This is a genomic window from Rhizobium changzhiense, assembly GCF_013087625.1.
GTDB lineage: Bacteria > Pseudomonadota > Alphaproteobacteria > Rhizobiales > Rhizobiaceae > Rhizobium > Rhizobium sophorae.
Genome location: NZ_JABFCQ010000001.1, coordinates 438955 through 462802 on the forward strand (window position 1 = coordinate 438955; position 23848 = coordinate 462802).

Sequence of the window (23848 nt, forward strand, 5' to 3'; positions counted from 1 at the left end):
CAAAACGCCTATTGCATCCCACTCAAAGATTTTCCCGCGTGGTCGTCAGGAAGCGCACCGGCTCGGCGCTGACCTCCACCTCGATGAGACCCAGCCTGTTCAGGGCAAGGTCTATCGAACGTCTCGCCTGGACCTCCGGCGCCTGGTCGAGCACGATCGACATGATGCCGCGGCGGAGATAGTCCTGCGTCTGCTCGGTCAATTCGTGGCCAACCCAGAAGGGCCGCCGAGCCTTATTGGCCTCGAGCACCCTGGCAACACCCTTGTTGTCGCCGCCGGCACTATAGACGCCGATGATGCCGGGCTCCCGCCGGAGGGCCGCTTGCAGCAGTTCCATTGCATTGTGCTCGTCATCGAGATCGAACATGACCTCGATGAAACGATGTTCGTTTGAACCATTCTCCGAGAGATAGCTGGAGAAGCCGCGGATCCGCTCCTTATGGTTCTCATAGGCGCCGCTGTGGCAGAGAGCGACGAACGAACCGGGGCGCTGCGCCAGCATGCCCGACATGTAGTGAGCCGCGGTGCGTCCGGCAGCATAGTTGTCGATGCCGACATAGGGCAGTTCGGGGGCCGGACGGGTCATGATCTGAACGACGGGAATGCCGAGGCCGGCGGCCTTGCGCACACTGGTGACGACATCGGCATGGTCGGGCGCAACCACGATCAGCGCCGACCGGCGCGCTGTCGGATTGGCGATATAGCGGGCGAATTGCGCCGGCTCGTTCTCGCGGACGAAGGTGCGGTGAACGACAATGCTGTCGTCGAGCGAGGCGGCGATGCGCTCGAACGCCCGGTTCAGACGCGAATAGAAGCTGGTCTCCGGGCGAACCAGGATCACCTCTATGCGGATCAGGCCGCGATGGACGACCGGCAGGCTTTGCCGGTATTCAAGCCGTCTTGCCGCCAGGAAGACTTTCTCCGCCGTCTCCGGTCGCACGCCGCCGCGGCCGTTAAGGACACGCTCGACGGTCGCGGTGCCAACGCCGGCTTGGCTTGCGACATCCTTCAAAGTCACCTTCATCAGGCTCACCCACTCCCAAAACCTGACACAGCAGAGCATCGGCCTGCTCTGAGGTCAATGATCAAATTTGATCAAGGAAGCATTGGAGCATCGGGGCGCCGCAGCCGTATCGTGCCAGCAATCCGGGAGGAGCACCGGACGTCGAAACAACCGAGATCAAGGATCATTCGCCGGCGGCCGGGGGATGACGGAGGAGCCAGATGAAGATCGCACTCGACCCGCATATGCACCGCCACCTCAATCTGCGCGACCTCTGCCGCAAGGCGGCGGAGCTCGGCTATGAGCATATCGAGCTTTCACCGCGTGACGATTTTCTGCCTTGGTGGGTGCGCCCGCGGGCACACAAGGAACGCATCGCAGAATTCAAGGCGGCCCTGAAGGATCACGGCGTCCAGCTCGCCTCGATCCTGCCGATGTATCGCTGGGCGAGCCCGCATGAGGACGAACGGCAGGCCGCAGTGCGCTACTGGAAGGAAGCAATCGCGATCGCGGCCGAAATGGGCTGCGATACGATGAACTCGGAATTCGGCCGCGGGCCGTCGCCGGATCGCAGCCACCGCGCCAGTTGCTGCGGCGGCATGCATACCCATGAGCATAGTGAGGCTGCCTGGTGGCGCTCGATAGAAGAGCTCGTTCCGGTGTTCGAGCGCGAGGGCGTCACGCTCAACATGGAACCGCATCCGGAAGACTGGTGCGAAACGCTGCATCCGGCGATCGACATGCTGAAGACCATCGGCTCGAAGAACGTCAAATTCCTCTATTGCGCGCCGCATACCTTCTATTTCGGTGACGATATGGCGCGGATGATCCGCGATGCCGGCCCGCTGATCGCCCATGTGCATGTGGCCGATACCTATAATCACAAGGCGTCGTCAGGGCTGCGCTACATCATCAATCCGCCGGGCGCGAAGGTCACCATCCATCAGCACATGGATATGTACCAGGGCGAGATCAATTGGGATGTCTTCTTCTCCTCGCTCGCCGCGGTCGGGTTCGACGGCATCATCACCGCCTGCGTCTTCGGCTGGGAGGAGCGTGCCGACGATTCCGGCCGCTTCATGCGCGCTGAAATCCAGAAATATGTCGAAAAATACTGGCCCGGCAAACTTGGCTGATCGTCAACATCCGCCCCGGCACAGCATTATCAGGAATGAAACCGTGACCATCACAATTACGACAGCCCCCTGCTGCTGGGGCGTGGACGACGTCAACAATCCAAACCTTCCCGCTTGGCAACGCGTCTTCGACGAGGCGGCAGCGGCCGGCTATGGCGGTCTCGAACTCGGGCCTTATGGATACGTGCCGCTCGATGATGGGCTCGTCGCAAATGCGCTCACCGAGCGCAATCTCTTCATCGTCGCCGGCACGATCTTCGACGATCTCGTCTCTCCTGAAAATCGGGAGACATTGCTGCGGCAGACCGACGAAATCTGCGCCGTCATCATTCGGCTGCCGCAGCCAGCACAGGTGGCGGGCCAGCGGTTCAGGACGCCCTATCTCACAGTCATGGACTGGGGCCATGACGAACGGGACTATGCCGCCGGACATTCCGATCGCGCGCCGCGTCTCGACGACAAGGCCTGGGCCGGGATGATCGCCAATATCACGGCGATCGCCGAACTCGCTCATCGCAAATATGGCGTGCGCGCCGTCATCCACCCGCATGCGGGCGGCTATATCGAATTCGCCGATGAGATCGAGCGGGTGGCAGGAGACATTCCGCAGGCGGTCGCGGGCTTCTGCCTCGACACCGGCCACACATATTATGCCGGCATGGACCCGGTGGAGACGTTGCGCCGCTATGCCGACAGGCTCGACTACGTCCATTTCAAGGATATCGACCAAGCCGTCTTCGACCGCGTGCTCGGCGAAAGGATCCGCTTCTTCGAGGCCTGCGGACAGGGCGTGATGTGCCCGATCGGCCGCGGCGTCATCGATTATCCCGCCGTCAAGCGGACGCTCGAGGAGATCGGCTATCACGGCTTCATCACCGTCGAGCAGGAGCGCGATCCGAGGAATGTCGCCGGCAGCCTCGAAGATGTGAAGCAAAGCCGCGATTACCTCAGGTCGGTTGGTTTTTAGGGAAAAGATGATGACGAATGACAGGCGAAAGCCGATCCGCTGGGGCATGGTCGGCGGCGGCAAAGGCAGCCAGATCGGCTATATTCATCGCTCGGCAGCGCATCGCGACGAGGTTTTTGCCCTTGCGGCGGGTGCCTTCGATATCGATCCGGAACGCGGCCGCGCCTTCGGCCTCGATCTCGGGCTCGACGAAGCCAGGAGCTACCGGGACTATACGGCGATGTTTGCGGCAGAATCCGGGCGGGCTGACGGCATCGAGGCGGTGTCGGTCGCAACACCCAACAATACCCATTTCGCGATCTGCAAGGCAGCACTCGAACATGATCTGCATGTGATCTGCGAAAAGCCGCTCTGCTTCACGACCGTCGAGGCCGAAGAGCTGAAGGCGCTTTCTGAGGCGCGCAGCCGCATCGTCGGCGTGACTTATGGTTATGCCGGCCATCAGATGATCGAGCAAGCGCGCGCCATGGTCAGGAATGGCGATCTCGGCGAGATCCGCATCGTCAATCTGCAATTCGCCCATGGCTTCCATAGTGCTGCGGTGGAGGAGCAGAACCCCTCGACGCGCTGGCGCGTCGATCCGAAATTCGCAGGCCCCAGCTATGTCCTCGGCGACGTCGGGACCCACCCGCTTTATATCGCCAAGGTCATCCTGCCGCACCTGAAGATCAGGCGTCTGCTCTGCACCCGCCAGAGCTTCGTCAAAAGCCGAGCGCCGCTCGAAGACAATGCGGTGACCCTGATGGAATATGATAATGGCGCAATCGCTACCATCTGGTCGAGCGCCGTCAATGCCGGCTCCATGCACGGCCAGACGATCCGCATCGTCGGCTCGAAGGCCAGTATCGAATGGTGGGACGAGCGGCCGAACCAGCTGTCTTACGAGATCCAGGGCGAACCGGCCCGTATTCTCGAGCGTGGCATGGACTATCTCTATCCCGAGGCCAGGATCGACGACCGGATCGGCGGCGGCCACCCGGAAGGTCTCTTCGAAGCCTGGGCGAACCTCTATCGCCGCTTCGGCTTTGCCATCAACAGAGAGCGCGGCCTCGCCCCTGCGGGGATCGAAGAGCTCGTCTTTCCCGATGTCGATGCCGGACTGGAAGGGGTGCGCTGGGTGGAAAACTGCGTGCGTTCCGCCGATGCTGGCGGGATCTGGCTGGATTATCGCTAGGTCTTCAAGGAGCCCTGGTGCGTCCCTGTCTAGCGCCATATGCCGGCTTTACACAGCTGCGCTGGAGTTCAAGGACGGCCTTTCCGTGCCCTCTCAGATAAGCGGATCGTCATCTTCCGTTGCCTGCGGCGGGCGGCGACGCGTGCTGTCGTTGGCGGCCTTTTTATGCTCGTCGGCAGCTGCTTCGCGGATTTTCTGGAAGCGGTTGTCGCCAGCGCCGTCTGCGGGTGGCTGCGGGTCGCTTTTTTTCACAAAACGGATCATTGGTCATTTCCTGCTTTGAGAGTGGAAGCGCTCCGCACACATATCGGAGCGCTCTGGAAAATGCTGTCAGACGGCAAGCGCGGTGGCGCAGGCCTGAACACTTCGGCTGTCGGGTGAGGTCTGCCCAGGCATGGTCGCCCAACCGCCGGCCTCGACGAACTGACGCTGCTTGTAGCCTTCGGTAATCGCCTTGAACTCGATCAGTTTAGCGCTCGCATCCGGCGCCGCATTGAACCGCTCGACGCAAATGGCCGACGCCAGTTCTCCGCGTGCGGTGTCGCCGGCGGCGGCTGCCGCTTTGCTTGACGTGCCGCCTGTTACCCAACCTCCCCAGCTGAATCCGATAATCATCGTGGCGATCGCCGTGACGACGCAGGCCCAGACGAGAAGCGTCTTGGATGGCTGGTAGCTGTCGAAACGCTGGGTGATCGATGTCTTGTTGCTGCTCTGTACGGACATTGGAATTCTCCCTGTCTGTTATTCGGGTTGTGCCGTCCGGCGACGCCGGACCGGTCAAGCTGGCCTCAGTATCCCATAGCGCCCATGCCGCCATTTCCGGCCGCAGGCGCAGAATCTTTCGCGGGAATGTCGGCGATCATCACCTCGGCGGTGATCAGCAGCGCCGCGATCGAACCAGCGTCCTGCAGAGCGGTGCGCACGACCTTGGCAGGATCGACGATGCCGGCCTCGATCATATCGACATAGGTCTCCGTCTGTGCGTCGAAGCCCTGATTGTGATCATTGCTGTCGGCGAGTTTGCCGACGACGATGGAGCCTTCGAACCCGGCATTGTCGGCGATCTGCCGGATCGGGGCTTCGAGCGCCCTCAGCACGATCGAGATGCCCGCCGTCACGTCGGCGTTCTCCCCGGTCAGGCCCATGAGCGCCGACTTGGCGCGCAACAGTGCCACGCCGCCGCCGGGCACGATGCCCTCTTCGACCGCCGCACGGGTGGCATTCAGCGCATCGTCGATGCGGTCCTTCTTTTCCTTGACCTCCGTCTCGGTCGCGCCACCGACGCGGATGACCGCGACGCCGCCGGCGAGTTTCGCCAGGCGTTCCTGCAGTTTTTCCTTGTCGTAGTCGGAGGTGGTGTCCTCGATCTGCGCCTTGATCTGCTGGATGCGCGCCTGGATGGCCGCTTTGTCGCCGGAGCCGTCGATGATCGTGGTGCTTTCCTTGTCGATCAGCACGCGCTTGGCGTGGCCGAGCATATCGAGCGTGACGTTCTCGAGCTTGATGCCGAGATCCTCGGAAATCATCTGGCCGGCCGTGAGCACGGCAATGTCTTCGAGCATCGCCTTGCGGCGATCGCCGAAGCCCGGTGCCTTGACGGCTGCGACCTTCAGGCCGCCGCGCAGCTTGTTGACGACAAGCGTCGCCAGCGCCTCGCCTTCAACGTCCTCCGAGATGAGGAGCAGCGGTTTGCCGGTCTGTACGACGGCTTCCAGGATCGGCAGCATCGCCTGCAGGCTGCCGAGTTTCTTCTCGTGAACGAGGATATAGGGTTCCTCCAGTTCCACGAGCATCTTCTCGGCATTGGTGACGAAATAGGGCGAGAGATAGCCACGATCGAACTGCATGCCCTCGACGACATCGAGTTCGGTCTCGGCGGTTCGCGCCTCTTCGACTGTTATGACGCCCTCATTGCCGACCTTGTCCATCGCACTGGCGATCATCTCGCCGATGGCGGCGTCGCCATTGGCGGCAATGGTGCCGACCTGCGCGATCTCGCCTGATGACTTGACCTTCATCGCCCTCGCCTTGATTTCCTTGACGACGGCGATAACGGCGAGATCGATGCCGCGCCTCAGATCCATCGGGTTCATGCCGGCAGCGACGAGCTTTGCGCCTTCGCGGAAGATGGAGGCGGCGAGCACCGTTGCCGTCGTCGTGCCGTCGCCGGCAAGGTCATTGGTCTTCGAAGCCACCTCGCGCACCATTTGCGCGCCCATGTTTTCGAACTTGTCTTCGAGCTCGATCTCCTTGGCGACGCTGACGCCGTCCTTGGTAATGCGCGGTGCGCCATAGGCCTTGTCGATGACGACGTTGCGACCCTTCGGGCCAAGCGTCACCTTGACGGCATTGTTGAGCAATTCGACGCCGCGCAGCAGGCGGTCGCGCGCGTCGGTGGAGAACCTGATTTCCTTGGCAGACATGATATTTCTTCCCAGTTCGGTCTTGAGTTGCGGGTCACAAATTCGACCCTCAGGCGGCTTTGCCGGCGGCCGCTTCGGTCTTTTCGACGATGCCCATGATGTCGGTCTCCTTCATGATCAGAAGGGTTTCGCCATCGATCGTGACCTCGCTCCCCGACCATTTTCCAAACAGAATGAGATCGCCGACCTCGACATCAAGCGGGTTGAGATTGCCGCTTTTGTCGGGTAGGCCCGGGCCGACTGCCACCACTTCGCCTTGCTGCGGCTTCTCCTTGGCGGTGTCTGGAATGATGATCCCGCCCTTGGATTTGACATCGCCTTCCGCACGTCGAATGACGACGCGGTCGTGAAGTGAACGGAATTTCATAGAGGTCTTTCTGCTGCCGGCGCGTATGGCGGCTGCAACTCATAAATAGCACTCGTGGCACTCGATTGATAGGAGTGCTAAGAAATATTCTTCGCGGAGGAAATTTTTTGAGATATTCAGGAAATCAATCCGACCGGATTTTTTGCAACAATCAGGAAATTGATAGAACTTTTTGCGCCGTCGCGTTCCATTTTATTTGCGTGAACGAAGAGTTAATTTCGCGTTTTTCATAGATAAATCAGAATTTATCTTGATTTAAACTCAATCGAGGCGCAATGATAGGCCTCGTCGATTTGGCCGACTTGGCTTCGCGGTGTCAGAGACCTACGACCCGCCATCACCACTGAATTCTCGATAGCGATCTATGACGTCGTTCCGGCGTTGATTTCGCCTATTCCGATCCGGAATGAGCTTGGCGCTGACCGCGGATGTACCGGCAGCCTCGAGTTCGTCCGGTTCGGATCTCAACGATACAGGAAACGCATCGGTGTCTTCCTGCGGAGGCCTCAACCGTGACAAGTCGCACCACACAAACCGTCGTTCGCTTTTCATCCCCATTCCGCCTGCCCGGTTTCGACGGGGCGCGGCCAGCCGGAGAATACCGCGTCGATTATGACGAGGAATTGATCGATAGCGTTTCCAGGCTTGCCTGGCGACGGGTCGGCGCGTTCATCCACCTGCCGGCGATCGCCGCCCGGAGTTCGACGCAGCAGATGATGCCCATCCACCTGTCAGATCTCGAAACCGCGCTCGAAAAGGACCACAAACCGTCATGACCGCTACGCGCATCCCGCAACGCAATGGACGCTCAATCCGGCGCGAGGCAGCAACACATATCTTCAAGGTGGGGCAGACTGTCCGGGTGAAGGACGGGTTCTTGGTCGTTCCCTCCAAGCTCCCCGACACATACCGCATTACCGCCACGCTGCCTCTGAGAGGAAATATGCTGCAATACCGCATCCGCAGTGACGATGAACGTCATGAGCGGGTCGCGACGGAAGACAGTCTGGAACTGGTAAACCTATCGCCCGCCGGCGGCGGCGCAACACTGATCGAGAGGACGTTTGGCCATGGCCACGGCCCGAATGACGAAAGGTTGACATCGTGAACAGCCATGAAGACGAAGCCGAACGAAGACGGAATGCCTTTGCCGTCGGCACGTGGGAAAACAAATGTGGCGCTTCCGGCCGCTACTCCATGGAGATCGAACACGACCGCCGGATCGAATCCGCCCGTTCGTCGACCGTCTATCGTGTATCAGCAAACCTTCCAGTGCGCGCCGATCATGCCGTGATCGGCAAGAGCCGTTCGCAGGCCGGGAAAGACATGATGTCCTTCAATCTTCTCAACATAGGATACCGGAAGGAATGGCTCAGGCTGTCGGACGCCGCCCGGAGTGCTCGTCAGACCCCGCCGGTTCAACCATGGCGCTAGCCTTCCTGAACCAAAGCCGCAGCTTCGATGCAGCGAGAAATGCTGTGCGCTTCGTCGGCCATGACGGCATGTTTCAGGTGTTGTTCTTCATCGAGGTTGGCGCTCTGGCGAAATCCGACACCGCATTGCAAAGAACCGAGCCTTCGGAAACGAGGTGGCTTTCGTCGTTCGACGCCCTGCGCAACTCCATTCAGGACGTGGCACACAAAGCCTATTCCTACCGCCGCCGCGCCTTCTATACTCTAACTGCGGCGGACTTCCGCTAGACGGATCCGGACGCGCGAGAACGCTCCATGTTGATCCGTTACGGCTATGAAATCACGCTGACCTGCCCACAGCCGACCGCATTGGTATGTCTGTTGTCGGTGCATGAGGATCGTGCGGCCGACATCAGAATTCCGGAAACGGTCTTCACCACCCCTGATGTTCCCACTTCGACTTATCGCGACCTCTTCGGCAACCGCTGTCTTCGGCTGGTTGCCCCGGCGGGCGACCTGACCATATGGGGCGATGCGACGATCGAAGACGACGGCCAGGCGGACAGGTCGCTGCCAGGCGCCAGGGAAGTCCCGGTTTCGGAATTGCCGGATGATTGCCTCGTCTACCTGATGGGCAGCCGCTATTGCGAGACGGATCGTCTCAGTCAAATTGCATGGGATATGTTCGGCACCGTCTCACCCGGCTGGGGCCGCGTTCAGGCGATCTGCGACTTCGTTCACGGCCACATTCAATTCGACTACATGCAGGCACGATCGACGCGGACAGCCTTCGAGGCATTCCACGAACGTGTCGGCGTCTGTCGCGACTTTGCGCATCTCGCGGTGGCGTTGTGCCGTTGCCTTAACATTCCTGCCCGATACATCAATGGCCATCTCGGCGACATCGGTATTCCCGTCGTTGATCCGATGGACTTCAGCGCCTGGATCGAGGTCTTCCTCGACGGTGCATGGCATACGTTCGATCCGCGCAACAACACGCCGCGGATCGGTCGTATCATCGTCGCACGCGGGCGCGACGCCGCCGACATACCGCTCATCAATTCCTTTGGACCGCATGTGCTGAAGGCGTTTCGAGTCTGGACTTATGAAGTGGCGGACCTGCAGCACATGCAGGGCCTCGCCGAAGGCGCTGTTTAGAGCGAGACCTGTCCAGCCTCAGGCTGCTGCAGGCCGCAGCTGTCGCAGGAGTGCCCGTCCGTTCCCGGTCCATAGCAGCGCCGAGCGAACTGCGCCCTCCCCAAAATCACGTGACAGCGTCGCTCGCCTTGTCTTAACTAGGGCATTGCCGGTTCGGGGCGACTCGCGCCGGAAGCCGGCGTCGATGTCTTCGAGTGGAGGGCCGCTTCAGATGAAAATCCTTGTCATTGGCGCGGCCGGAATGGTCGGCCGCAAGCTGGTGGCTGCGCCGGGCAATTTCGATGCGAGCCGGGCGCTGGCGCTCGGCTTTACAGCCGCAACATCCTTCGACGAGATCATTCGCGTGCATATCGAGGACGAGCTCGAAGGCCGCCTGCCGGAGCTTTCCTGACATGCTGCTTGGGGCGATTGCCGATGATTTCACCGGCGCCAGCGATCTTGCCAACACGCTTGCGAGAGGCGGCATGTCGACCGTGCAGTTCGTCGGCCCCGGCCGCGGCAAGACGGATTGCGAGGCCGGCGTCGTCGCACTGAAGACGCGCTCGGCGCCGGTCGACGATGCGGTGCGTCAGTCGCTGGAGGCGGCGCGCTGGCTGCTCGAGCAGGGCTGCGAGCAGATCGTCTTCAAATATTGCTCGACCTTCGATTCAACACCGACCGGCAATATCGGCCCGGTGGCCGAAGCGCTGCTGCGCCTCACCGGCACCGGCGTCGCCGTCGTCTGCCCGGCCTTTCCGGCGACCGGCCGGCGGCTTTTCATGGGACATCTCTTCGTCGGCGACCGGCTGCTCAGCGAATCCGGCATGCAGAACCATCCGTTGACGCCGATGACCGATCCCGACATCCGCCGCTGGCTGCAGCAGCAGACGAAGGGCGAGATCGGCAGCATTGCGCTCGACGTGGTGCGCTCGGGCGCTGCGGCCTTGCGCAACGGCCTGCGCGCCGAACTCACCGCCGGCCACCGCCTGGTCGTCGTCGACGCCATCGAGGACGGCGACCTTACGACGATCGCGGCCGCGGTCGCCGACCACAAGCTGGTGACCGGCGGCTCGGGCATCGCACAGGGCCTGCCGCAGAATTTCCGCGACCAGGGCAAGCTCTCAGGCGCTGCGGCCGAAGTGCCCCTGGTCGACGGTTTCGGTGTCGTGATCTGCGGCTCCTGCTCCACGACCTCGCAGAACCAGGTCGCCTGCCACCTGCAGAACCATCCGGGGTTTGCGATCGATCCGGCGGTGCTGATGCGCGGCTCGATGTCGGTGGAGCGCGCGGCACGCTGGGTGGAGGCGAATGCGGCCGAAAATCCGATCGTCTATTCGACAGCGGCTCCTGAAGTGGTGAGCTTCGTGCAGCAGCGTTTCGGGCGCGAGGACGTGGCTGGAAAAATCGAGGCCTTCTTTGGCGGACTGGCGCGGCGGCTCGCCGATGCCGGCACGCGGCAGATTGTCGTCGGCGGCGGAGAAACCTCCGGCGCGGTAGTGGAGGCGCTCGGTCTCAAAAACATGATGATCGGGCCGGAAATCGATCCCGGCGTGCCGGTCCTAGTAGCCGACCGCTCCGGGCCGCTCGGGCTTGCGCTGAAGAGCGGCAATTTCGGCTCACCACACTTTTTTGCCAAGGCGCTGGACAGGATCGCCGGTCATGAATGAGCGCGCAGGCCGCTGACGATGCGCCCGTTCGCTTAGGGCGGCGGTTGAAAGATGTTGGCATCGTGCCATCTTGGGTGCGAGCAGTCCTTTGGGAATTAGCGGAAGATAGGGAGTTCGCAGTCCATGTTCGATCATATTTCCATCGGCGTAAAAGACCTGGAAAGAGCCCGCCATTTCTACGATGCGGCACTGGCACCGCTCGGATATGAGCGTCTGTCCAATTCCGACACCATGATCGGCTACGGCCCGGAAACGGTCGGGCTCTGGGTGATGCAGGTTGAACAGCCTGTTGTTGCCGACATACGATCGGGGCTGCATTTCTGCTTCGTCGCGCCGAACGAGGCCGCGGTCGATGCCTTTCACGCGGCGGCCATTGCATCCGGCGGCACGGACAACGGCGAACCGGGTATCCGGCCGGATTACGGGCGCTTCTATTATGCCGCCTTCATCATCGACCCGGACGGCTATCGCCTCGAAGCGTATTTTCACAAAGGCGAGATCTAAAAGATCAGGCGGCAACTCTCGATATCGATACGCGGCAGCCGGAGGCTTCGAGCGCCTGGCTGGCGACGTCCAGAAACAGGCGGCGGAACCAGCGCGCCCGGCCGTCGGCCTGGTCGACGCGGCGATAGAGCATCGTCACGGGATCGGCGGGCAGAGGAAGCGGCGGCTGGCAGATCGTCAACCCATGCAATTGCGCCATGCAGCGGCCGATCGATTCCGGCACGGTGGCGATGGCGGGCATGGCCCGAAGCGCCGTCGGCAAGGCAGAAAAGCGCGGCACGGTCGCCACCACCTGCCTGACGTGACCGGTGCGGCTCAGCGCGATGTCGATGCTGGTCGCGGCATTGCCTTCGAACGAGACGGTGACATGGGCGACATTGGCGAAATCCCTGAGGCTCAACGGCGCCTTCAACCGGAGCTGGGCGTCGTCGTAAATGCAGATCGAGGCCTGATCGAACAGTGGCGCGCGGATGTGCCAGGAGGCCGGCTCGTCATGCACGGAGACGCTGAAGTCGAAGACGCCCTCATCCAGCCGGCGCGCGGCATCGCGCTTTTCGGAAGCGATGCCGATCAGCCGGGCACCGGGTGAAAGCTGGAGAAGACGGGCGACGAGCGGGCCGAAGAAAGCCGATTCGAGATTGTCGCACATGCCGATGCGGAACTCGCCCTGCCAGCTGGCCGGATCGAATTCGGCCTGCGGGCGGATGGCGCGCTCGATGCCCGACAGCGCATCCTCGATTGCCGGAGCGATGGAAAGGGCGCGCGGCGTCGGCTGCAGGCCGCGGCCGACACGCACGAATAATTCGTCGTCCAGCGCCTCGCGCAGGCGTCGCAAAGCGGCCGACAGGCCCGGCTGGCCGAGCAGCAGCCGCTCGGCGGCGCGGCTGACATTGCGCTCCTGCATCAGCACCGAAAAGGCCAGCAGGAGATTGAGGTCGATCTTGCGAAGAGTGGCATCATTCATCATCGTGAGTAATACCTGGCATGGCTACTATCAATTTGCAATAGGAATGGAAGCTGTACATTTTCTCGTTCCCTGCCGCCCGGCAACCTCCCCCCGATGAGGCGGCAGCAAATAAGGAACGATTTCGATGACACTTTCCAAATCGCGAGGTGGGGCGGGACTGGCATTGCTGCTGCTCTGCACCGCCAACTTTCTCGACGCCATGGACGTCTCCACCATCGGCGTTGCCTTGCCTGCCATCCAGGCCGAACTCGGCATGGAGGCGACATCGCTTCAATGGGCCGTCAGCGCCTATGTACTCGGCTATGGCGGCTTCCTGCTGCTCGGCGGACGGGTCGCCGACGTCTTCGGCCACCGCCGCGTCTTCCTCTGGTCGCTGGCGATCTTTGCTGCCGCCAGCATCGCCGGCGGCTTTGTCGACAGCGGACCGACACTGATCGCCGCCCGATTGGTCAAAGGCATCGCCGCCGCCTTTACCGCCCCTGCGGCCCTTGCGCTGCTGCTCTCCGTCTTCGGCGAGGGAACCGCCCGGGCAAAGGCGCTCGGCGTCTTCGCCTCGACCGGCGCCACCGGCTTCGTGCTCGGCATGGTGCTCGGCGGCGCCGCGACGATCTTCAGCTGGCGGGCGACGCTTGTCATGGGCGCGCCCGTCGCCATCCTGACGCTCCTTCTTGCGCCACTGGCGCTGCCGGCCGATCCCAAAAGGACGGGACCGCGGCCGAGCTTCGACTGGGCCGGCGCGCTGACGATCACACCCGGGCTGCTGCTCTTCGTCTTCGGCATCACCAATGCTGCGGCCGCCGGCTGGCAGGCTTTTGCGACCTGGGGTTCGCTTGTCGCGTCGCTGGTGCTGATCCTGCTCTTCCTCTTGGTCGAAGCGCGGCATGCCGATCCGATGGTACCGCTCGGCATGTTCCGCCGGGCCAAGCTCCGGCATGCCAATGCGATCGCCGCGCTCTTCCAGGGCGCCTATGTCGGCTTCCAGTTCCTGGCGACGCTCTATTATCAGAACGTCATCGGCTGGTCGGCCTTCACAACCGGCTTCTGCTTTGCGCTTGGCGGCGTGTTCGTGATGTTCCTGGCGCCACGTTTTGCGACGCTCGCGCAAAATCGCGGCGCCACCGGGCTGATGGCGGCGGGTGTCGGCCTGCAAGCGTTCAGCTATATCTTCTGGGTGACAGCACTCGGTCATGTCGACCCGATCCTGCTCGTGCTGTTCTCGCAGATCCCGCTCGGCCTCGGTTACGCCATGACCTACCCCTCGGTCCAGGTCGCAGCCCTCTCCGACGTGGAGGACGACAAGTCGGGGCTCGCCTCCGGACTGCTCTTTGCCTCCTTCCAGATCGGCGGCGGCATCGTGCTTGCGGCCGCCTCGGCAGTCTTCGGCGCCGCACCGCATTTCGGCTGGAACCCCTATGTCGCCGGGATCGCGTTCGTGGCGCTGCTTGCGGTGGCGATCACCCTGCTTGCAGCCGCCGGGCCGCGAACATCGGCCGCCCGGAGCCCCACCTATCAGGCGGCGGAATAACCCTCATCGGCCCGCACCCTGACCGGTGCGGGCTGCTCATGAACCGGAGCGCTATCTGCTGCAAGAATCCCGTTGCTTTGCCTGGGTGAAAGGCGCATGGTCGCAACTTCGGCAGCCAGTGTAAGGGCGCTGCCGACTGAGGGTTTTTATACCCTTGCCCCGATGAAAGGAGGACCGATGTCTTCCACTTTCGAAAAGCCGCATCTGACTTCGGCCGATCTCGACATGCTGCAGGGCGTGCTCAACGACGCCGGCTACGACGCCAAAATCCTGATCGGCAACGAACGTGTCTTCAACGTCGCGGCCATACTGTTGATCAGGCTGTTCGAAGAGGGCGTTACCTCGCCTGCTATGCTCTCACAAGCGCTCGAACACCATTTCGGCAAGCCGAAGACGCCGCCGAAACCGGTAACCCCCGTCTTTAACCGATATGCGATACAGGGATTGCCCCGCGAAAGACGCGCCGCCGGCTAGAGCAAATGCCGAAAAGTGTGAGCGGTTTTCGGACGACATCATGCTCTCACTCATGTTCTAGCGGCAAGTGAGCCGCCGGCTCCTAAGGAGTATTGTGCGAAAAACCCTTTTGCTTTGTATCTGCGTCGCAGCGGCCGGTTATTTCGGATGGGTGCAATTCGGGGCTTACCAACAACGCGAACAGGCTAGAAATCTTGCAGACATCGACAGGGAGCGCCGGGTGGCGCTCCTGGAAATCGATGGCTGCCAGGCGAAGGTGGACCTGCTTCTGTCGATGACAGACCGCCTGCTCAAGGCCGGCGGTATGCTTGTGCCACGCGATATCGGACGGGACATAGAACTCTGTCTGGCCCGCGGCATCATGTCGGCATCAGGCCTGGCGGAGATGGAAAGAACGAAGCTGATCCGCCTGTTTCCCGTGAATGACTAGGCGCGTCGCAAAATTCATCCCTCGTTGCGCGGCACGTATCCCCTGTGGAAATATGGCTTTCCTGCGGCGGCGGCCTTAATGGCACCTCAATTTTACTCTATAAGGAGGGCTCGCTGATTTGGCCGATGCGGCATTTGCGGTGACCGGGTTTCCGGCCCCGCCATTTTCCCGATCGCGAAAGCATGGTGACGTCCCGTCTCAACGTCGGGTTTGGCTTTCGATGACCTCTCCGGTCATCCGCCTCCAGACTGCGATGCGGTTTCAGCAGGCATCATTTTCATTCCATCCCTGCGGCCCGGTGTTGTCGGGTTGCCCCTCATGACGATCCCGCGATCTCCGATCGCGACCGACAAGCGGGGCGAATACCACGCAGGCTGCGGCTTTCAATTTCGATCTAAAGGGAGATTTTATCGATGGCAAAAGGACAAGTAAGAAGCAATCGCGAGGTCCGGAAGCCGAAAAAGGACAAGCAGGAAGCGAAGGTAGAAAGCACATTCGCCAACCAGATGAAGACGGCGACCAAAACCGCCCCGCAGGGCAGTGCTCCAAAGAAATAGAACCTCTTAACGAGCCGCCGCTCTCGCCCTCGCTGCGCGTAACAGCGCAAGTGATAGTGCGTCCTCACGGACGCGCCGGCGTGACATTACGCCCATTGACATGTCTTTAGAAAAACAGGAATCGCTGCAACCATGACCACTCTTCATACAATGTACAACTTCGACTATCCGCTCTTCCTCATTCGCTCGGCCGTAGTGATTGCACTCGGCTTTTCGGCGATCGCCGCCTTTCACGGCCTCACTCTGTGATCGAATCTGCGCGCCGCAGCGAGTGCGAGGAAATCCAAGTGGCCCCTTTGGGCGAGGCTGACGAAAACCCGGAGCGATCCCGGGAGAATGCCGAGCTTTTCGCTGAAAAGCGCTGGTTGAAGATCCTTGCCGGATATCGCCAGCCGCGGGCCGGACGCAGCGCCTTCGAGCTTGCCGTCACCGTCGTCCCTTTCGCGCTGTTCTGGGCTGCCGCCTGGGCAGCGGTTCATTACAGTTTCTGGCCCGGCCTGATCCTCATCCTTCCCGCCGCTGCTTTCCTGCTCCGGCTGTTCATGATCCAGCATGATTGCGGCCACGGCTCGTTTTTTGCCCGTCGCCGCGTCGACGACTGGGTTGGACGCACGATCGGCATCCTGACGCTGACGCCATACGACTACTGGCGCCGGGCGCATGCGGAACACCACGCCTCGGCCGGGAACCTGGACGAACGCGGCGTTGGCGATATCGAAACGCTGACGATCGCCGAATATAACGCGCTGTCGCGCTGGGGCCGGCTCGGCTACCGGCTCTATCGACATCCGATCGTAATGTTCGGGATCGGACCGGCATGGCTGTTCCTCTTCAAGCAGCGCCTGCCTTTCGGCATGATGCGCTCCGGCGCCCTGCCCTGGATCTCAACCATGGCGACCAATCTTGCCATCGCGGTGGTCACCGCGCTGCTGATCTGGGCGGTCGGGATCGTCCCCTTTTTACTGGTGCATCTGCCGACCGTGCTTCTGGCAGGTGCTGCCGGCGTCTGGTTGTTCTACGTGCAGCATCAATTCGAGGAAACACATTGGTCGAAGGAGCCGGACTGGCAGTTCCAGCATGCGGCCCTACACGGCGCCTCGCATTACGACCTGCCGCCAGTGCTGCGGTGGATAACCGGCAATATCGGCATCCACCACGTGCATCATCTGTCGAGCCGGGTGCCTTACTACCGGCTGCCGGAGGTGCTGCGAGATCATCCTGAGCTTGCCGATCTGGGTCGCATCACGCTCATGGAAAGCCTGCGTTGCGTCAAGCTGGTGCTGTGGGACGAACGGACGAAGCGATTGGTCTCGTTTCGCGAGGCGGCGCGGCTTGCCACAGCACGATAACGGGCGTTAGAGCGGTTTAGCTTTCACGGAAGCGCAGAGCCGCTCTACCCTTCCTGCTCCTGGATTGCTCCGAGCGCGATGCCCGTTCTAGCGATAGCCTGTCACATCCGCCGGTTTGCCGGGCTCCTGCACTTCCAGCATGTAGCGCCAGCAATCCGGCCGCGAACCGTCAATATCGTCGAAGCCATAGGTCTTGGCCACTCCGCCGCTCGACAGCGACTGGCCGTTCCACCGGGCGCGGTCGGGATCGGCGGCGATGGCCGCAACGGCCCGGCCGACGAAGCGTGGGGTTTCGGAAATGGCGAAATGCGGCTGTACCTTCGTCGCCTCGCGCCAGTTCCCCTCACTGACACCATAGGCATCCAGCATCATTTCCGAGCGCAGCCAGCCGGGCGTGATGGCAATGGCGGTGGCGCCGTGTTTTGCCAGATCCTGCGCATGCGCCCAGGCCATGCGGGTGACGCTTGTCTTGACGAGGTCGTAGAAGGGCGACAGCCGGTAATGGGTGGCGTTATAGTCGGCCGTGCCGTCGGTCACCTCGACCAGCAGCCCGCCCTGCCGCTCGATCATTAGCGGCAGGGCGTAATGGGCGGTGATCAAATGCGTCTCGATGCCGAGCCGCAGCATGCGCAGGCCCTTGTCCAGCGAATGCTCCCAGACTGATTTGTCCCATTCGAACAGCTTCTCGCCGCCCCAGATGTCGTTGACGAGAATATCGAGCCGGCCGGCTTCGCCGCGGATGCGGGCGATCAGTGCCTCGACCTGTTGCTGGACCAGATGGTCCACCTGCACGGCGATACCCTTGCCACCGGCTGACGTCACCAGCTCGGCTGTCTCCTCGATCGTCTCCGGCCTGATATATTCGGATTGCTGGGCGCGCGTCGTGCGCCCGGTGACATAGACGGTGGCGCCGGCGGCGCCGAGTTCCACCGCTATGCCCCGGCCGGCGCCGCGCGTTGCACCTGCCACCAAAGCTACTTTCTCCCGCAAGTTTGCTGTCACTTCTCGATCCTCCACGCTAGAACGGAGTGCGCCTAGTTCATCCGGGGCGCCTTGTATATAAACGAATGATCGTTTACATTCGAAACGAATGCAAGAGGAATTTCATGCCGCGTCGCCGCACACTGTCCGATGAACAGCTTCTCGCCATGGTGCTGGCGCTGATCCACGCCGAGGGGCCGGATGCGGCGACCTTTGCGGCGGTGGCGAAAGCCAGCGGTCTTTCCGGTTCGACGCTGGTGCAGCGTTTCGCGACGAAAGCGGCGATGCTGCGCGCTGCGCTGCTTCACGCCTGGGACCGGCTGGATGCGGAAACGGCGCGGCTTACCGGGAGCGTGGCGAAAACCCCGGAAGGCGCCGTCGCGCTGCTCGTCGGCCTGTCGCAGGATTACGGCGACAATGCCGGCGCCTATGGCGAGGGACTGCTGGTGCTGCGCGAGGATTTCCGCGATCCGGTGCTGCGGGCCCGGGGTGCAGCCTGGGGAACGGCGCTGACGAAATCGATCGCACGCTGCTTCAGCTCGGCGAGCGATCCGGAGACGATCGCCCGGCTGATGCTGGCGCAATGGCAGGGTTCGCTCACCTGGTGGGGATTTGGCGCAGACGGCCCGGTGGCTGCCTATGTGGAGACGGAATTGAAGCGCTTCCTGACAGCAGTGAAGCCCTGATCCCCGCTCAGCCTCAAATGCAAGTCCAGGTCAAAGCATTGTGAAACTGAACACCTCTGGCGCCTTGCAGCGGTTCAGGGCATCCTATGATGGCTGAAAGTTGTGTTTATGGCAGTTGGAGGAATGCCGATGCGCTGCTTTACCGTGCTTGGACCTTCGCAGACCGGAAAATCAACAGTCGTGGAAAAGCTCGGCTCCCTGGAAGGGGCGGCGAGAAAATCCAGCTCCCCTTATGGATTGAACCTCACAGAATTCACCTTTGGAAACGAGGCGTGGTGTGCGCTGGATGCGCCAGGACCCAATGAAGCGTTGGCGCATGCACAGCACGCGCTTCTTGCCAGCGACGCCTGCATCCTGTGCGTTTCATCGGCACCCGAGGAGGCTGTGCTCGCCGCGCCCTATCTGCGCGTAATCGAGGCCTCGGAGACGCCGTGCATCCTCTTCGTCAACCGGATGGACGAACCCAGAGGGCGGCTGAGGGACGTGATCGCCGCGCTTCAAGACTACGCCAACCACACGCTTTTGCTTCGCCAGATCCCGATCCGCGAGGGGGACAGGATCATAGGCAGTTGCGATCTGATTTCCGAACGGGCGTGGCGCTACCGGGAAGGCCAGACTTCGGCGCTGATCGCAATCCCCGAAAGCGCCGCCGAGCGCGAGCACGAAGCGCGCAGCGAGCTCCTGGAACACCTGTCCGAATTCGATGACTGGCTTCTCGAGGAACTGATCGAAGATCGCGAGCCGCCCAGCGACGCGCTCTATGCCATTTCATCGCGGGTTCTCAGGGAAAACAGGATTATTCCAGTCCTGATCGGTGCCGCAAGTCACGGCAACGGCATGATGAGGCTGATGAAGGCGCTGCGCCACGAGGCGCCGCCGGTCACGGTTCTTCGACAGCGCCTGGCTCGTGCGGGCAATGTCGATGAAAACAAGCTGACCGCCGTGAGCTTCCATGCCTATCATCGCCAGAATGTCGGTAAGACAGTGCTGGTGCGCGCGCTTGGCGAGGGACTGCGGCAGGGCGCATCATTGGGCGGCTCCAGCCTCGGCGCCGTACAGCATCTCGCAAACGGGCGGTCCAATTCGGCGGTTGTGCCTGTGTCGGGGGATGTGTTTGCGACGGTCAAGTCCGACCACTTGCCCGTCCCTTCGCTGTTGACATCAGACGCGGTGGTCGCCCCGCCTGGATGGACGGAGCCACCCACGCCGATGCTTGAAAGGATCCTAGTCCCGGGCAGCGAGCGCGATGAAAACAAGCTCTCCGAAACGCTGGCAAAACTTTCCGCGACGGATCGCGGCCTAACGGTCTTGCAGGAGGAAAGCACCGGCGCCCAGCTCGTCTGCGCCCAGGGGCCGGTGCATCTGCGCGATCTCTGCCGAACCCTGTCCGACGTGTTTCACATCGCCGTAACCGATCGAACGCCCAGCCCGATCTACCGCGAGACAATTGCGAAACCATCTGAGGTTCATTACCGTCACCGCAAACAGACCGGCGGTGCCGGACAGTTCGCGGATGTGAAGCTGAGCATTCGCCCCAATGAGCGCGGCCGGGGCTTCACCTTTAGCGAAACCGTCAAGGGTGGCGTCGTTCCGCGCAACTACATCCCTGCTGTCGAAGCAGGCGCGCGCGAAGCGATGGAGAAAGGGCCGCTAGGCTTCCAGGTCATCGATGTCGGCGTAACGCTGTACGATGGTCAGCACCATGCCGTCGACAGTTCGGAACACGCCTTCCGGACTGCGTCGAAAATGGGAGTGCGACAGGCGCTTTCCGAAGGGTCGGCCGTTTTAATGCAACCGGTCTTCCGCAGCGAAATTCACATTCCGTCGATCTATTCGGGCAGCCTCGTCCAGATCGTCTCCGCTCTCAAGGGTCAGGTTCTCGGCTTCGACCGGGATGAAACCGCTAAGGGCTGGGACATCTTCCGGGCACTCATTCCGGGCGGCGCACTTGACGATCTGGCGCGGGCGCTGCGCTCGGCGACGCAGGGCATTGGTTACTTTTCCAAGACCTTCGATCACTTCGAGGAGCTATACGGCAAGGAAGCGGACGCCATCGTGAGGGCACACGAGGGACCAGGCGCCGCACACTGAAGGGCTTGATGCGCACGTCGCCAAAGCGACCATGCGATGACGGATGAAGGTTCAATTCGCCGTCGTGCAAGGTGGGCAACTGTAATGTTAGGCTTCCTCTTCATCCTTTTTCGCGCCAACGGTCAGCGGCCAGTCGACGACATAATCCTCGAGATCGTCAATATCGATCTCATTTTCATTGATGGTGCGGCCGCGGGCGGAAATGCCGGCGGCATGGACCGTCTCGGGATCGCCGGAGACAAGCGGGTGCCACCAGTAGAGGTCGCGGCCTTCATTGACCAGCCGGTAGCCGCAGGTGGGCGGCAGCCAGGCGATGTCGGGCACGTTCTCCTTGGTCAGCTGCACGCAGTCCGGCACGAAATCCCAGCGGTTCTCATAGCTGGAGCAGCGGCAGCTTTCGCCGTCGAGCAGCTTGCAGCTGACCGAGGTGAAATAGATATCGCCGCTATCCCATTCCTCGATCTTGTTGAGACAACAGAGGCCGCAGCCGTCGCAAAGGCTTTCCCACTCGGCGACGGTCATTTCGGCAAGCGTCTTGCTCTTCCAGAAGGGCAGATCGTTCATCGTTCGTTTCTTGCAACAGCGACCCGCAAATTCGCGTGACCCTGATGCATCTCTCTTGTTATCAGCCGCAAAATCAATCAATCCTTCAGTATACTCCTGATACTCGGAGAATTCTCTCTGGTATCGGAGAGCTTTGCGGCCATATGCGGGCCTCGCGCTTTCGTCGGATATGACCGAAGCGCGATCAGGCGGGAATACAGGACGTGCAGGATCCGGACAACCCAGGAAATGGGCCAGAAAACGGGCCAGAAAAAAGGCCTGGAAGAGCGGCGAACGAGGCGGCGGAAAAGCGGCCGGCGAAGAGCCGTCACATTCTGTTGCGCATCGATTCCTGGATCGATTCGACCGTCTGGAACGCCGGCTTCCGCGCCGCCGAAATTTGGGAAGACATTACCATTTTCTTCCGCCGCTTCCGCGTGCGCGGCTGGAAGCGCATGGTCTTCGAAGTTGCCGGCGAAGGACTGACGCTCGGAGCCGCCGGCTCGGTGCTGATGCTATTGCTTGCCCAGCCCGCCTTTGAGGCGACCAAGGAAGATTGGCGCAATCGCGGCGATTTCGCCGTCACCTTCACCGACCGCTACGGCAACGTCATCGGCCATCGCGGCGTCATTCACCAGAATTCCGTGCCAATCGACGAGCTGCCGGATTCGCTGATCAAATCGGTGATCGCCACCGAGGACCGGCGCTTCTTCGACCATTTCGGCATCGATTTCATCGGCCTCTTCCGCGCCATGAGCGAGAATGCACGCGCCGGCGAAGTCGTCCAAGGCGGCTCGACGCTGACGCAGCAGCTCGCCAAGAACCTGTTCCTGTCGAACGAACGCTCGATCGACCGCAAGGTCACCGAGGCGTTCCTGGCGCTTTGGCTCGAGGCGAACCTTTCCAAGAAGGAAATCCTCTCCACCTATCTCGACCGCGCCTATATGGGCGGCGGCACCTTTGGCGCAGCCGCAGCGGCGCAATTCTATTTCGGCAAGAACATCACCGATGTGAATCTCGCCGAATCCGCCATGCTTGCCGGCCTGTTCAAGGCGCCGGCGAAATATGCGCCACACGTCAACCTGCCGGCGGCGCGTGCCCGCGCCAATGAAGTGCTGACCAATCTGGTGCAGAGCGGGTTAATGACCGAGGGCCAGGTGATCGCTGCCAGGCGCAATCCGGCCACCGTCGTCGACCGCAACGAGGTGGAATCACCCGATTTCTTCCTCGACTGGGCTTTCGACGAGGTACAGCGGCTTTCGGCGCGCTTCCACCAGCATTCGCTGATCGTGCGCACGACGATCGACATGGGCATCCAGCAGGCGGCGGAGGATTCGGTCGAGACGTCGCTGCGCGAATATGGCGAGGCCTATCACGCCAAGCAGGGCGCGATGGTGATGATCGAAAACGGCGGCGCCGTGCGCGCTATGGTCGGCGGCCGGGACTACGGCGAGAGCCAGTTCAACCGCGCCACCAGGGCGCTGCGTCAGCCGGGCTCCTCCTTCAAGGTCTACACCTATGCGGTGGCGATGGAGAGCGGGATGACGCCGCAGACGACGATCGTCGATGCGCCGATCTACTGGGGCAATTGGAGCCCGCACAATTATGCCAATCGCTATGCCGGCCGCATCACGCTTGAGACCGCGATCGCCCAGTCGATCAACACCGTACCGGTGCGGCTCGCCAAGGAAAAACTCGGTATTCAGCCGATCCGGGCGATGGCGAAAAACCTCGGCGTCGAAACGCCGATCCGCGACGACGTCACCATCCCGATCGGCACTTCCGAGGTGACTGTCCTCGACCAGGCGACCGCCTATGCCACCTTCCCGGCCGGCGGCTACCAGTCGCGCCGCCACGGCATCACCCAGATCCTCGATTACGACGGCGACGTGCTCTACGATTTCGACCGCGACGAGCCGGCACCGAAGCGTGTGCTCTCCGAACAGGCCGATGCCTATATGAACCAGATGTTGTCGCGCGTTCCCTATGTCGGCACTGCGCGCAAGGCGGCCCTCGACAACGGCATCCTGACGGCCGGCAAGACCGGCACGACCCAGGCCTATCGCGACGCCTGGTTCGTCGGCTTCACCGGCAATTACACCTGCGCCGTCTGGTTCGGCAATGACGACTACACCTCGACCAACGAGATGACCGGCGGTTCGCTGCCGGCGATGACCTTCAAACGCGCCATGGACTACGCCCATCAGGGTGTCACGCTGCGCGCCATCCCCGGCGTCGAAAACCCCCTGCCCTCGGAAAAGGATCTCGCCAAAACCGCCGCCGCCAAGCCGCAGGACGGATTGCCACAGCTCATCCGGCCGCGCATGCTGTCGGTTCAATCGACTGGCATCCTCAAGAAGCTCGGCGAAAAGCTGAAGGATGCCACCCCGCTCGCGCCGGCGAAGGTCGCGAGCGTGGAATAGCCGGCAGCATCTGGCGCCCCGATCCCGAAATC

26 protein-coding genes and 1 pseudogene are annotated in these 23848 nt (G+C 61.8%); 19 read left to right on the plus strand and 8 right to left on the minus strand.

Translation table 11 applies throughout. The annotated features are described in order from the left end of the window. Positions 1–22: 22 nt before the first annotated feature. Positions 23–1024: a LacI family DNA-binding transcriptional regulator gene (locus G9X68_RS02165; RefSeq protein WP_171601094.1), complete on the minus strand. Its 1002-nt coding sequence runs from the start codon at positions 1022–1024 to the stop codon at positions 23–25. A 200-nt stretch (positions 1025–1224) separates the two neighbouring features. Here G9X68_RS02165 and G9X68_RS02170 point away from each other — a divergent pair, with 200 nt between their 5' ends. The 3 genes from G9X68_RS02170 to G9X68_RS02180 are packed head-to-tail and all read left to right on the plus strand — an operon-like array spanning position 1225 to position 4280. Further along, on the plus strand, positions 1225–2139 hold the full coding sequence (locus G9X68_RS02170; protein ID WP_168313347.1) for a sugar phosphate isomerase/epimerase family protein: 915 nt from the start codon (positions 1225–1227) through the stop codon (positions 2137–2139). A 43-nt stretch (positions 2140–2182) separates the two neighbouring features. Beyond that, complete coding sequence (locus tag G9X68_RS02175; RefSeq protein WP_171601095.1) at positions 2183–3106, plus strand: TIM barrel protein; 924 nt, start codon at positions 2183–2185, stop codon at positions 3104–3106. A 7-nt stretch (positions 3107–3113) separates the two neighbouring features. Continuing rightward, complete coding sequence (locus G9X68_RS02180) at positions 3114–4280, plus strand: Gfo/Idh/MocA family protein (protein WP_171601096.1); 1167 nt, start codon at positions 3114–3116, stop codon at positions 4278–4280. Between the two features lie 93 nt (positions 4281–4373). Here the strand turns inward: G9X68_RS02180 and G9X68_RS02185 are convergent, their stop codons facing one another. The 4 genes from G9X68_RS02185 to G9X68_RS02200 all read right to left on the minus strand — a co-directional run bounded on the left by G9X68_RS02185 (position 4374) and on the right by G9X68_RS02200 (position 7070). Continuing rightward, entirely contained in the window at positions 4374–4544 is a 171-nt protein-coding gene (locus G9X68_RS02185) for a hypothetical protein (protein WP_168316731.1), read from the minus strand. 66 nt (positions 4545–4610) lie between these two features. Then, positions 4611–5003, minus strand: a complete 393-nt coding sequence (locus tag G9X68_RS02190) for a hypothetical protein (RefSeq protein ID WP_171601097.1) — start codon at positions 5001–5003, stop codon at positions 4611–4613. 65 nt (positions 5004–5068) lie between these two features. Next, positions 5069–6703 carry a chaperonin GroEL gene (groL, locus tag G9X68_RS02195; protein WP_171601098.1) on the minus strand — a complete coding sequence of 545 codons (1635 nt, stop codon included), beginning with the start codon at positions 6701–6703 and terminating at the stop codon, positions 5069–5071. A 49-nt stretch (positions 6704–6752) separates the two neighbouring features. Then, entirely contained in the window at positions 6753–7070 is a 318-nt protein-coding gene (locus G9X68_RS02200) for a co-chaperone GroES (RefSeq protein WP_171601099.1), read from the minus strand. Between the two features lie 512 nt (positions 7071–7582). Between G9X68_RS02200 and G9X68_RS31720 the strand changes: the two genes are divergently transcribed. From G9X68_RS31720 to G9X68_RS02240, 8 genes and pseudogenes are all read left to right on the plus strand, one after another. Beyond that, positions 7583–7846, plus strand: a complete 264-nt coding sequence (locus G9X68_RS31720; protein WP_171601100.1) for a hypothetical protein — start codon at positions 7583–7585, stop codon at positions 7844–7846. Next, entirely contained in the window at positions 7843–8178 is a 336-nt protein-coding gene (locus G9X68_RS02210; protein ID WP_171601101.1) for a hypothetical protein, read from the plus strand. Before G9X68_RS31720 ends, G9X68_RS02210 begins: the two co-directional genes overlap by 4 nt. Further along, complete coding sequence (locus tag G9X68_RS02215; RefSeq protein ID WP_171601102.1) at positions 8175–8504, plus strand: hypothetical protein; 330 nt, start codon at positions 8175–8177, stop codon at positions 8502–8504. Before G9X68_RS02210 ends, G9X68_RS02215 begins: the two co-directional genes overlap by 4 nt. Further along, positions 8495–8770 (plus strand): DUF1488 family protein, encoded by a 276-nt coding sequence (locus G9X68_RS02220; protein WP_171601103.1) that lies wholly within the window; start codon positions 8495–8497, stop codon positions 8768–8770. The genes G9X68_RS02215 and G9X68_RS02220 overlap by 10 nt, the downstream gene beginning before the upstream one ends. A gap of 27 nt (positions 8771–8797) precedes the next feature. Beyond that, complete coding sequence (locus G9X68_RS02225; protein ID WP_171601104.1) at positions 8798–9640, plus strand: transglutaminase-like domain-containing protein; 843 nt, start codon at positions 8798–8800, stop codon at positions 9638–9640. A 268-nt stretch (positions 9641–9908) separates the two neighbouring features. Beyond that, positions 9909–10031, plus strand: a pseudogene (locus tag G9X68_RS02230) (D-erythronate dehydrogenase); the annotation flags it as partial. A 1-nt stretch (position 10032) separates the two neighbouring features. Continuing rightward, positions 10033–11286, plus strand: a complete 1254-nt coding sequence (gene otnK / locus G9X68_RS02235) for a 3-oxo-tetronate kinase (RefSeq protein ID WP_171601105.1) — start codon at positions 10033–10035, stop codon at positions 11284–11286. 123 nt (positions 11287–11409) lie between these two features. Continuing rightward, complete coding sequence (locus G9X68_RS02240; RefSeq protein WP_171601106.1) at positions 11410–11790, plus strand: VOC family protein; 381 nt, start codon at positions 11410–11412, stop codon at positions 11788–11790. 4 nt (positions 11791–11794) lie between these two features. On the opposite strand, the gene G9X68_RS02245 is transcribed toward G9X68_RS02240, so the two are convergent. After that, complete coding sequence (locus G9X68_RS02245; protein ID WP_171601107.1) at positions 11795–12757, minus strand: LysR family transcriptional regulator; 963 nt, start codon at positions 12755–12757, stop codon at positions 11795–11797. A gap of 124 nt (positions 12758–12881) precedes the next feature. On the opposite strand from G9X68_RS02245, the gene G9X68_RS02250 reads away from it, so the two are divergent. The 5 genes from G9X68_RS02250 to G9X68_RS02270 all read left to right on the plus strand — a co-directional run bounded on the left by G9X68_RS02250 (position 12882) and on the right by G9X68_RS02270 (position 17092). Next, positions 12882–14282 carry an MFS transporter gene (locus tag G9X68_RS02250; RefSeq protein WP_171601108.1) on the plus strand — a complete coding sequence of 467 codons (1401 nt, stop codon included), beginning with the start codon at positions 12882–12884 and terminating at the stop codon, positions 14280–14282. Positions 14283–14378: 96 nt separating this feature from the next. Further along, a complete protein-coding gene (locus G9X68_RS02255; RefSeq protein ID WP_171601109.1) occupies positions 14379–14756 on the plus strand; it encodes a hypothetical protein in 378 nt (125 codons plus the stop codon). A 94-nt stretch (positions 14757–14850) separates the two neighbouring features. After that, positions 14851–15186: a hypothetical protein gene (locus G9X68_RS32260; protein WP_171377247.1), complete on the plus strand. Its 336-nt coding sequence runs from the start codon at positions 14851–14853 to the stop codon at positions 15184–15186. Between the two features lie 413 nt (positions 15187–15599). Further along, positions 15600–15743 carry a hypothetical protein gene (locus G9X68_RS02265; protein WP_003557866.1) on the plus strand — a complete coding sequence of 48 codons (144 nt, stop codon included), beginning with the start codon at positions 15600–15602 and terminating at the stop codon, positions 15741–15743. 296 nt (positions 15744–16039) lie between these two features. Then, positions 16040–17092 (plus strand): fatty acid desaturase, encoded by a 1053-nt coding sequence (locus G9X68_RS02270; protein ID WP_171602131.1) that lies wholly within the window; start codon positions 16040–16042, stop codon positions 17090–17092. An 87-nt stretch (positions 17093–17179) separates the two neighbouring features. On the opposite strand, the gene G9X68_RS02275 is transcribed toward G9X68_RS02270, so the two are convergent. Beyond that, the gene (locus tag G9X68_RS02275; RefSeq protein WP_171601110.1) at positions 17180–18094 is read right to left on the minus strand and encodes an SDR family oxidoreductase; all 915 of its coding nucleotides are present in this window, start codon (positions 18092–18094) and stop codon (positions 17180–17182) included. Between the two features lie 104 nt (positions 18095–18198). On the opposite strand from G9X68_RS02275, the gene G9X68_RS02280 reads away from it, so the two are divergent. Together G9X68_RS02280 and G9X68_RS02285 are read left to right on the plus strand one after the other, a co-directional pair. Next, a complete protein-coding gene (locus G9X68_RS02280) occupies positions 18199–18759 on the plus strand; it encodes a TetR family transcriptional regulator (protein WP_171601111.1) in 561 nt (186 codons plus the stop codon). Positions 18760–18888: 129 nt separating this feature from the next. After that, a complete protein-coding gene (locus tag G9X68_RS02285) occupies positions 18889–20850 on the plus strand; it encodes an elongation factor G (protein ID WP_171601112.1) in 1962 nt (653 codons plus the stop codon). Between the two features lie 87 nt (positions 20851–20937). Here the strand turns inward: G9X68_RS02285 and G9X68_RS02290 are convergent, their stop codons facing one another. Continuing rightward, on the minus strand, positions 20938–21414 hold the full coding sequence (locus tag G9X68_RS02290) for a YcgN family cysteine cluster protein (RefSeq protein WP_171601113.1): 477 nt from the start codon (positions 21412–21414) through the stop codon (positions 20938–20940). Positions 21415–21617: 203 nt separating this feature from the next. Here G9X68_RS02290 and G9X68_RS02295 point away from each other — a divergent pair, with 203 nt between their 5' ends. Further along, entirely contained in the window at positions 21618–23816 is a 2199-nt protein-coding gene (locus G9X68_RS02295) for a PBP1A family penicillin-binding protein (protein ID WP_171601114.1), read from the plus strand. The last annotated feature ends 32 nt before the right edge of the window (positions 23817–23848 follow it).